The following is a 6,483-nucleotide window of genomic DNA, read 5'->3' on the forward strand; positions in this document are numbered from 1 at the left end:
GAGAAGTAGGGGTTCTCCAAGTCGGGAACCACGAGGCCCACGGTGGAACTGCGTGTCTGACGCAGGGCCCGCCCGACCAGGTTGACCTGGTAGCCCAGCCGGTCGGCGGCATCGGTGACGCGCTGCTGGATGGCGGGGTCTACGGCCCTGATGCCGCTGAGGGTTCGCGAGACGGTAGCCACCGATACCCCGGCCAGGCGTGCGACGTCAGCCATCGTGACCGAGCGGGTCGGCGGCACGCGGTCTCCTGTCGGTCGAAGGGGTCTCGGGGAACCAGTTGGCAATCGATTTCCTGTTCACTCTGGACTACGAGGTCGAGGTGTGTCTAGAGTCACACACAATCTCGGCAATCGATTACCGACAGGTTAGAGGACCCCATGACTCGATACTTCCGCTTGGCCGTCGCGGCGACCATTTCGACCCTGACGTTCGCCGCATGCAGCACCGGCAACGACGCGCCCTCGCCCGCGAAGGCCGGTGATTCCACAGGAAAGTGCGTGATCGGCATGACCCAGATCAACCAGACCGCCACCTTCTTCACCCAGATGAACGAGGGAGCCCAGGAGGCGGCCGACGCCGCAGGTTGTGACCTTCAGATTGCGAACGCCAACAATGACTCCGCGAAGCAGAACAGCGACATCGAAAACTTCGTCTCGCAGAAAGTCACTGCGCTGATCGTGGTCGCCATCGACGTCAACGGCGTGTTGCCCGCGGTCAAGCAGGCCACTAGCCAAGGCATCCGTATCGTGGCCATCGACGCCGAGCTCGACAAGGGCGCGATCGACACCTTCGTCGGAGTCGACAACGAGGCCGCAGGTGCCGAGGCCGGCCAGTGGGTCGTTGACCAGGGTCTCGCCGATGGGGCCAGCTACGGCGTGGTTGACGCCCGCAGCTCGTTCATCCAGAACCAGCGAGAGGACAGCTTCCGCAAGGTCATCGACGCTGCTGGTGCGACCTTCACCCAGGCCGTTGATGGCGCGAACGTCCAGGAGAAGGCGGCCACCGCCGCCCAGAACCTGGTTACCGCCCAGCCCGACCTCAGCTTCGTCTACACCACTGGAGAGCCCGCCAGTGTGGGCGCGGTCGCAGCCCTGGACCCCAATGGCACGACCAAGGTCATCGGGTGGGACCTCACTGCCGAGGTGATCGCCGGCATCGATAGCGGCTTGGTCACCGCAATCGTCCAGCAGGACCCCCGCCAGGAGGGTGTCGAGGCCGTCAACGAACTCGCCGCCATCCTCAAAGGCCAGGAGCCGGCCGGGTTCATCGATGTGCCCATCACCATCGTCACCGCCGAGAACGTGGACCCCTTCCGCAAGATCTTCGAGTGACTTCCCCAGCCCGGGACACCTCGTCCGCCCGTGTCGAGATGCGCGGGATCCGTAAGAGCTACGGTGCGCTCGACGTGCTTCGGGGCGTCGACTTTTCCGTGGGGCGGGGCGAAGTTGTCGGGTTGGTCGGGGACAACGGCGCGGGAAAGTCGACACTGATGAAGATGCTGGCCGGCGCGGTCGTACCCGATCAGGGAGAGATCCGCGTAGACGGCAACATCGTGACCGGCAACGGCCCACGTGCCGCACGGGCCGCCGGGATCGAGATGGTCTACCAAGACCTCGCGCTATGCAACGACGTCGATGTCGCGGGCAACCTCTTCTTGGGCCGCGAGATCTACCGTCGGTTCAGTCGCCGCCTAGACCATCAACGGATGCACGAGGAAGCCGCCAAGGACCTGGCCACGCTCCACATCCGCATCAGTGACACTCGACAGTTGGTGGGCAACATGTCCGGCGGTCAGCGCCAGGCCATCGCCATCGCCCGAGCCGTGACCTTCGAACCCAAGGTGCTCGTGCTCGACGAGCCGACCGCTGCACTAGCTGCACGCGAGGTCGAGATGACCCTGAAGCTGATCCGCGATGTGTCGTCCCGGGGGGTCAGTGTGGTGCTGATCACCCACCGGCTCCAGGACCTCTTCGAGGTCGCCGACCGGTTCGTCGTCCTCCACGAGGGCGTCATCCACCGACAGCTGAAGCCTTCCGAGACCGACCTCAGTGGTCTGGTCACCGCGATGATGGGGAAGTGACACCGTGGGTACCAAAGCCCCAATTCTCACCACCGCCGCCAACCGGCGCGGTGCCCGTCAGGACTTCGTCACCCGTAACTTCGGCGTTCTGTCGATCTCGGCCGTCTTCGCCGTGTTGTTCGTCTTCTTCAGCCTGCAGACCGACGCCTTCCTGACGGCGAACAACCTGGTCAACGTCGCCCGCCAGGTCGCCCCGACCGTCATCGTGGCCGTTGCAATGACCTTCGTCATCACGACGGGCAACATCGACCTCTCGGTCGGCTCGATCCTCGGGCTCACCGCGGCGGCGCTGGCGATCTTCGCCGAGAGCCGCAACCCGCTCGTTGCCCTGCTCCTGACCCTTGTCGTCGGGTTCGGGATCGGTGCGCTCAACGGAGCGGTCACGGCTTTCGGCAAGCTCCAGTCGTTCATCGTCACCCTTGCCGCGCTCACGGCCGTTCGCGGCGTTGCGTTGCTCATCACCGACGGTTACAGCACCCCCATCACCTCCGAGGCACTGCTGCCGATCGGCAACGGCAAACTCGCAGGTTTGTACGCGCCGACCTGGATCGCGGTGGCGGTGGTTGCCGTGGGCTGGTACGCCTTCAACCACACCCGTTTCGGGCGTTACGTCGTCGCCGTCGGTTCGAATGCCGAGTCGCTGCGCCGCGCCGGGGTCGACGTACGCCGCATCCAGCTCGCGGTGCTTACCCTGACCGGTCTCGCGGCCGGGTTGGCAGGCGTGGTCACCGCGACCCGTCTTGCCAGCGGTTCCGCGAACTCCGGGACGCTCTTCGAACTCGAGGTGATCACCGCCGTCGTCCTCGGTGGCACCGCGCTCATGGGCGGGAAGGGTTCGATCATCGGCTCCGCGATCGGCGCCGTGACCCTCGGCGTGATCAGCAACGGGCTGGTTCTGCTGCGCGTGGACGTCTACTGGGTACCGATCACCCAGGGCTTGATTCTGATCGTGGCGATCTTGTTGAACGCGAAACTCTTCGGCCGTATCTCCGGGCAGAGAGGCTGAGGCCAGTGAACACCGCTGTGCAGACCCCGACAACCGTCCAGACGGTCCGAGGGCCCGTCGGCCTCGGCGACCTCGGGATCACCCTGAGCCACGAGCACCTGCTCAACGACGTCTCTTCCTGGTGGACCCCGAGCACGTCGATCGCTCTAGATCCCGCAAAGTTCGCAGCGGCACCGCTCACCGAAGAACTCCTGTGGGACCTACGTCAAGATCCCTTCGGCAACCGCGCCAACCTCGCCCTTGATGACGTTGCGGTGGCCAGCGCAGAGCTCGACCGTTTTGCCGTTCTGGGCGGACGTACCGTCATCGAGACGACTAGCTGGGGCATCGGCCGCGACCTGAACGGACTCAGGGAGATTTCCGAGCGCACCGGTGTGCACGTCGTGGCCGGCACCGGCTTCTACCTCGAGGGCTCCCACCCCGAAGACGTCGTGGCCCTCGGGGTCGACGGGGTCACCGATCGCATCCTGGCCGACCTGCGCGAGGGCGAGAACGGGGTGCGTCCGGGGATCATCGGCGAGATCGGCGTCAGCGCTGACTTCACCCGTGCTGAGCAGGTCAGTCTGCGCGGCGCCCTCGCCGCCCAGGCCCAAACCGGGCTGCCGGTGCAGGTCCACCTGCCCGGCTGGTTCCGGATGGCTGACACAGTGCTCGACCTCGTCGAGTCCGAGGGTGCAGACGCGACCAAGGTCGTGCTGTGCCACATGGGCCCATCAGGTGAGGACCTGGATTACCAGATGGCCGTGATGGACCGCGGCGCCTGGGTCCAGTACGACATGCTCGGCATGGAGGTCTACTACGCCGACCAGGGCGTGCAGTGCCCCTCTGACGACCAGAACGCAGCTCACCTGGCTCGGCTGGTCGAACGGGGCTACGGCCCGCAACTGCTGATGAGCCAGGACATCTTCGTCAAGTCCCTCCTGCGCCGCCACGGCGGCCCGGGCTACGCCCACATTCTCCAGTACTTCGCCCCCCGCCTTCGCCGCCACGGCTTGGACGAGACGCAGGTGCTGTCCCTGATGATCGACAACCCCCGCTGCCTCTTCGGCGGTCGTGGCCACCAGTTCAATCCATCCCCCGAGGAGACAACGTGACCCGCGTCCTACTGGCCGGCGAGAGCTGGATCTCGACCGCCACTCATGTCAAGGGCTTTGACGAGTTCTCGAGCACTACCTTCCACACCGGGGCCGACGCGTTCATCGCGGCGGCTGCGGCGCAAGGTCTGGAGGTCGAGCAGATGTACGCCCACGACGTGCCGGGTTCGTTCCCGCGCAGTGTGGAAGCGCTATCTGTTTACGACGTCATCATCCTCTCCGACATCGGCGCCAACAGTTTTGTGCTGCCGCCCGAGGTCTTCCTCCAGGGTCGCCGTATGGACAACCCGCTCATCGCACTGTCCGAGTGGACCCGTGCGGGCGGGGGATTGATGATGGCCGGCGGGTACCTCAGCTTCACCGGCTTCCAGGCACGGGCCAACTTCGCTCGTAGCCCCATCGCTCAGGTACTGCCGGTCACCATGCTGGAGTCGGACGACCGGGTCGAGGCACCCCAGGGCGCGCCCATCGCCATCGCTGCACCCGACCATCCCGCCGCCGCGGGATGGTCCGAGCTCGTCGGCTCCGCGCCCACGCTGCTCGGTTACAACATGGTCAAGGCACGCGAAGACGCCACTGTGGTGGCCACCGTCGGCGACGACGTGCTTGTCGCCACCCGCGAGGTCGGCAAAGGTCGGTCCTTGGTCTGGACCTCTGACATCGGCCCCCACTGGTGCCCCGAGGATTTTCTGGCCTGGGATGGCTTCGCTCCCCTGGTCGGCTCGATGCTGCGCTGGTTGGCCGCTCGATGAGCTCAGGCGCTCCCACCCCGGTCCTGCTCGACTGCGACCCGGGCCACGACGACGCCGTCGCAATCCTGCTCGCTCTTGGTTCTCCGGGCGTCCGCCTGCTCGGCATCACCACCTGCTTCGGCAACTGCGCCGTCGAGGACGCCACCCGCAACGCCCAGCGGGTGCTGGCGCTGGTGGGCCGTGAGGACGTGCCAGTCGCCGTCGGTGCTGCCGGACCGATGAGCGGTGAGCTGGCGCTGGGCAACTACGTCCATGGGGTCAGCGGCCTCGACGGCCCCGATCTACCCGAGCCGACCGTCCAACCGGTCTCCGAGACGGCTACCGAGTTCCTGGCCCGCACCCTCACCGAGTCGCCAGAGCCGGTCACCGTAGTGGTGACCGGGCCGATGACCAACCTCGGCGAGTTGCTCACCGAGCAGCCCGAGCTCAAGGGCAGCATTCGCGAGCTGGTCTTCATGGGAGGTTCCACCGAGCGCGGCAACCACACGCCAACCGCAGAGTTCAACACCTTCGCCGACCCCGAGGCGCTCGATGTGGTGCTCCGCTCGGGTGTGCCGCTGCGGATGGTCGGGCTCAACCTGACCCACCAGGCCCTGGCCACCCCCGAGGTCGTTGAGCGAATGTCAGCCATGCCGCACGAGGTCGGAAAAACCTGCGCGGCCTGGATGGGCTTCTTCGGGGACTCCTACGAACGCATCTGGGAGTTCGCGGCACCCCCGGTCCACGACCCGTGCACGATCGCGGCACTGCTGGACCCCGACGTGATCAACTGGCGCGACTGTTTTGTGGCCGTCGAGCTGGATGGGACGTGGACCCGCGGGACCACGGTAGTAGATCTTTTCGACCGCCTACCCGACCACCAGTCCAACGTCGCTGTCGCCCTCGAGCTGCACGCCGAGCGCTACTGGGACCTCGTCCTGGCAGCGCTCGATCGCCTCGGCGGCGCACGATGACCGGCCTAGTTTGTGTGGTCGGGTCCCTGAACGAGGACACCACCCTGACCGTCGCCACGCTCCCGGCCCCAGGGGAGACGACCTTGACCGAGGGGACGAGGCTTCATTCGCCCGGCGGCAAGGGCGCGAACCAGGCAGCGGCCGCTGCGGTTCTCGGCGCCAGGGTCGCCATGGTCGGCGCCGTGGGTGACGACAGCTCAGGCGAGAGATCGCTCGCCGCACTACGCGCTCTTGACGTCGACCTGGCTGCGGTCGTACGCCGGGCCGAGGCCAGCACCGGCATCGCGATCATCACTGTCGACGCCCACGGAGAGAACACGATCGTCGTGGACGCTGGCGCCAACGCCTCGCTCACCGCCCGCGAGGTGGCCGAGGCCGTGTCCGTGGCTCAGCCCGCGGTATTGCTCCTCCAACTCGAGGTGCCCCTCGACGCGGTCGACGCGGCCGCCCGGGCCGCCACGGGGGCATTAGTAGTACTGAACCCTGCACCCATGCCGACAGACCCCTCGCCGGTACGCGACCTGCTCCCCCTGATGGACGTGTTGGTGCCAAACCGAAGCGAGCTCGGGCGCCTGGCTGGGCGCGACGAGCCCACCGA

8 protein-coding genes are annotated in these 6,483 nt (G+C 66.5%); 7 read left to right on the forward strand and 1 reads right to left on the reverse strand.

Translation table 11 applies throughout. The features are described 5' to 3' along the window. On the reverse strand, positions 1–239 hold a 239-nt coding region (locus tag H7290_RS13840; protein WP_290514601.1), incomplete at its 3' end, for a LacI family DNA-binding transcriptional regulator. A gap of 138 nt (positions 240–377) precedes the next feature. Here H7290_RS13840 and H7290_RS13845 point away from each other — a divergent pair. The 7 genes from H7290_RS13845 to H7290_RS13875 form a co-directional block, all read left to right on the forward strand. Continuing rightward, positions 378–1,331, forward strand: coding sequence for a substrate-binding domain-containing protein (locus H7290_RS13845; RefSeq protein ID WP_290514602.1), 954 nt, complete (start codon positions 378–380; stop codon positions 1,329–1,331). Continuing rightward, positions 1,328–2,080, forward strand: a complete 753-nt coding sequence (locus H7290_RS13850; protein ID WP_290514603.1) for an ATP-binding cassette domain-containing protein — start codon at positions 1,328–1,330, stop codon at positions 2,078–2,080. The genes H7290_RS13845 and H7290_RS13850 overlap by 4 nt, the downstream gene beginning before the upstream one ends. 4 nt (positions 2,081–2,084) lie before the next feature. Continuing rightward, a complete protein-coding gene (locus H7290_RS13855; protein WP_290514604.1) occupies positions 2,085–3,086 on the forward strand; it encodes an ABC transporter permease in 1,002 nt (333 codons plus the stop codon). Positions 3,087–3,091: 5 nt separating this feature from the next. Then, entirely contained in the window at positions 3,092–4,180 is a 1,089-nt protein-coding gene (locus H7290_RS13860) for a hypothetical protein (protein WP_290514605.1), read from the forward strand. Next, positions 4,177–4,932: a glutamine amidotransferase gene (locus tag H7290_RS13865; RefSeq protein ID WP_290514606.1), complete on the forward strand. Its 756-nt coding sequence runs from the start codon at positions 4,177–4,179 to the stop codon at positions 4,930–4,932. The genes H7290_RS13860 and H7290_RS13865 overlap by 4 nt, the downstream gene beginning before the upstream one ends. After that, positions 4,929–5,885, forward strand: a complete 957-nt coding sequence (locus H7290_RS13870; protein WP_290514607.1) for a nucleoside hydrolase — start codon at positions 4,929–4,931, stop codon at positions 5,883–5,885. The genes H7290_RS13865 and H7290_RS13870 overlap by 4 nt, the downstream gene beginning before the upstream one ends. 14 nt (positions 5,886–5,899) lie before the next feature. Further along, on the forward strand, positions 5,900–6,483 hold a 584-nt coding region (locus H7290_RS13875; protein ID WP_290514608.1), incomplete at its 3' end, for a PfkB family carbohydrate kinase.

The organism is Aeromicrobium sp. (genome assembly GCF_014378035.1).
Taxonomy (GTDB): Bacteria; Actinomycetota; Actinomycetes; order Propionibacteriales; family Nocardioidaceae; genus Aeromicrobium.